Genomic DNA, 1,977 nt, shown 5'->3' with positions numbered 1-1,977 from the left:
TCGGGGTTGCGCCGGGCGGGCTCGCCGAAGTGGGGCCGCCGGATCCGATGGTTCGCGCGGCGGTGCTGGCCGGGTTGGGGCCGGAGGGGCGGTCGAAGCTGAAGCGGCGGGCGGCGGAGCTGGTCGAGGATACGGCGCGGAGTCTGCGGTTGCTGGTCGCGGCCAGCCCGGTGCCGGATGCGAGTGTCGCGGATCGGCTTGACGCGCTGGCGGTGGAGCGGGCTGCGGCGGGGGCGTGGGGGACGGCGGCGGTGCTGCTCAACGATGCTGGGCGGCTTACTGAGGATGCTGAGCTGCGGCAGGCTCGGATCACTCGGGCGGTGGACGCGTTGATTGGTGCTGGTGACGTGTTTCGGGCCGCTGCGCTTGCGCCGGAAGTCGAAAGTGTGCGCGAGACTCCGTTGCGGGATGCGGTGCTCGGCTATCTCGCGGTGGTGCGTGGCCGGGCCGCGGAAGCTGGCGGACGGTTGAGCCGGGCGTGGGATATCGTCAACGCCTCGCGGGATCCGGAGACGGCCGCGTTGATATGTCAGCGGTATGTGCTTGACGCGCTTTGCCGGTATTCCGCGGATGATCTCGTGCGGTGGGCGGATCGGGCTCTCGAATTGGCGGTGCCGGAGACTCCGGCCGCAGTGGAGGCGGCGGCGATCCGGGGGCTTGGGCTCGCTGCTTCGGGGCGGGCCAAGCAGGCTCGGCGGGACTACGGGCAGTTGGCCGAGCGGATTCGGCACGGTGCGCAGGCGCAACGGGTCGTGATGGCGCGGGGGTGGCTGAATCTGCTCACGGACCGGATTGACGATGCCCGGGTGGATTTGGAAAGTGCGGTGCCTACTAGTTATTTGGGCGGGTCGGCGCGGATTTCCTTGTGGGCGCAGGCTTGGTTGGCGCGGACGTTGTTCCTGAGCGGGGAGTGGGACGACGCGTTGCGGGTGGTTCGGGAAGCCCTTGTGTTGGTGGACCGGACTGGGATTGTGCTTACCGCGCCGTTATTGCATTGGACTTCGGCTGCGGTGCACGCGTTGCGGGGGGATCAGGGGCGGGCGGAGGAGGCGTTGCTGGCTTGTGCGGCTGGGCCGCAGGATTACGAGATCATGCGGGTTCCTGCTTTGCTGGCTCGGGCGCAGGTTGCTGAGGCGGCGGCGGATTCTGCTGGGGTGCTGCGGGCGTTGCATCCATTGACTCGGTTGTCGTTGCCTGCTTCGGTGGATGAGCCTGGGCATTGGCCTTGGCATGATCTTTACGCGCGCGCTCTTGTCCTTAGTGGACGGTCGGAGGAGGCGGATGCGTTTTTGGCTCCGCATGAGCGGGCTGCGGGGAAGCGGGAGCATGCTTCGGCTCGGGCTCGTCTTGCTGCTGCTCGCGGTCGACTGTTGGGGGCGCGGAATGATCATGTGGGCGCGGTGGCGGCGTTTGATGCGGCGGTGGAGTTGATCGGGGGGTTGCCGTTGCGGTACGACCAGGCTCGGATCGCGTTTGCTTACGGGCAGACGTTGCGGAGGTTGGGACGGCGGGCTCGGGCGGATACGCAACTGGTTGCTGCTCGGGACGGGTTTGCTTCCATGGGGGCGGTGACCTATGTGGCTCGGTGTGAGAGGGAGTTGCGGGCTGGCGGGGTGCATTTGCCGCGGGGCGGGGTGGATCGGTTGACTCCGCAGGAGGAGGCCGTGGCGCGGATGGTGGCTCGGGGGCAGTCCAATCGGGAGGTGGCTGCGGAGTTGTTTTTGTCGGTTAAGACTGTGCAGTATCACTTGACTCGGATTTATGCGAAGTTGGGGATTCGGGGGAGGACTGAGTTGGCTGTGTTGCGTTCTGGGGAAGGGGAGTAGGGGGGGGCTCGTCGCCTGGCGGCGACATTGCCTCGTTGGTTGCGTGGGGCACCCCGAAGGTTGATTGTGCTGACGGTTCGGGGGTGCTTGTCAAGGCGGGAAAGATGCCTTGACAAGCACCCCCGAACCGCAGGGCGGCTTCGTATCGGTG

The 1,977-nt window shown here is 67.1% G+C and carries 1 protein-coding gene; it reads left to right on the top strand.

Annotation, left to right across the window (positions count from 1 at the left end; genetic code table 11):
* The coding region (locus D0D37_RS46220) for a helix-turn-helix domain-containing protein (RefSeq protein ID WP_162834820.1) at positions 1–1,826 on the top strand (1,826 nt) is incomplete at its 5' end.
* Between the last annotated feature and the right edge of the window lie 151 nt (positions 1,827–1,977).

This window comes from Amycolatopsis circi (genome assembly GCF_003385235.1).
GTDB classification, from domain to species: Bacteria; Actinomycetota; Actinomycetes; order Mycobacteriales; family Pseudonocardiaceae; genus Amycolatopsis; species Amycolatopsis circi.
The sequence above is the reverse complement of the archived record's forward strand: the minus strand, read 5'-3'. Positions and strand labels throughout refer to the sequence as shown.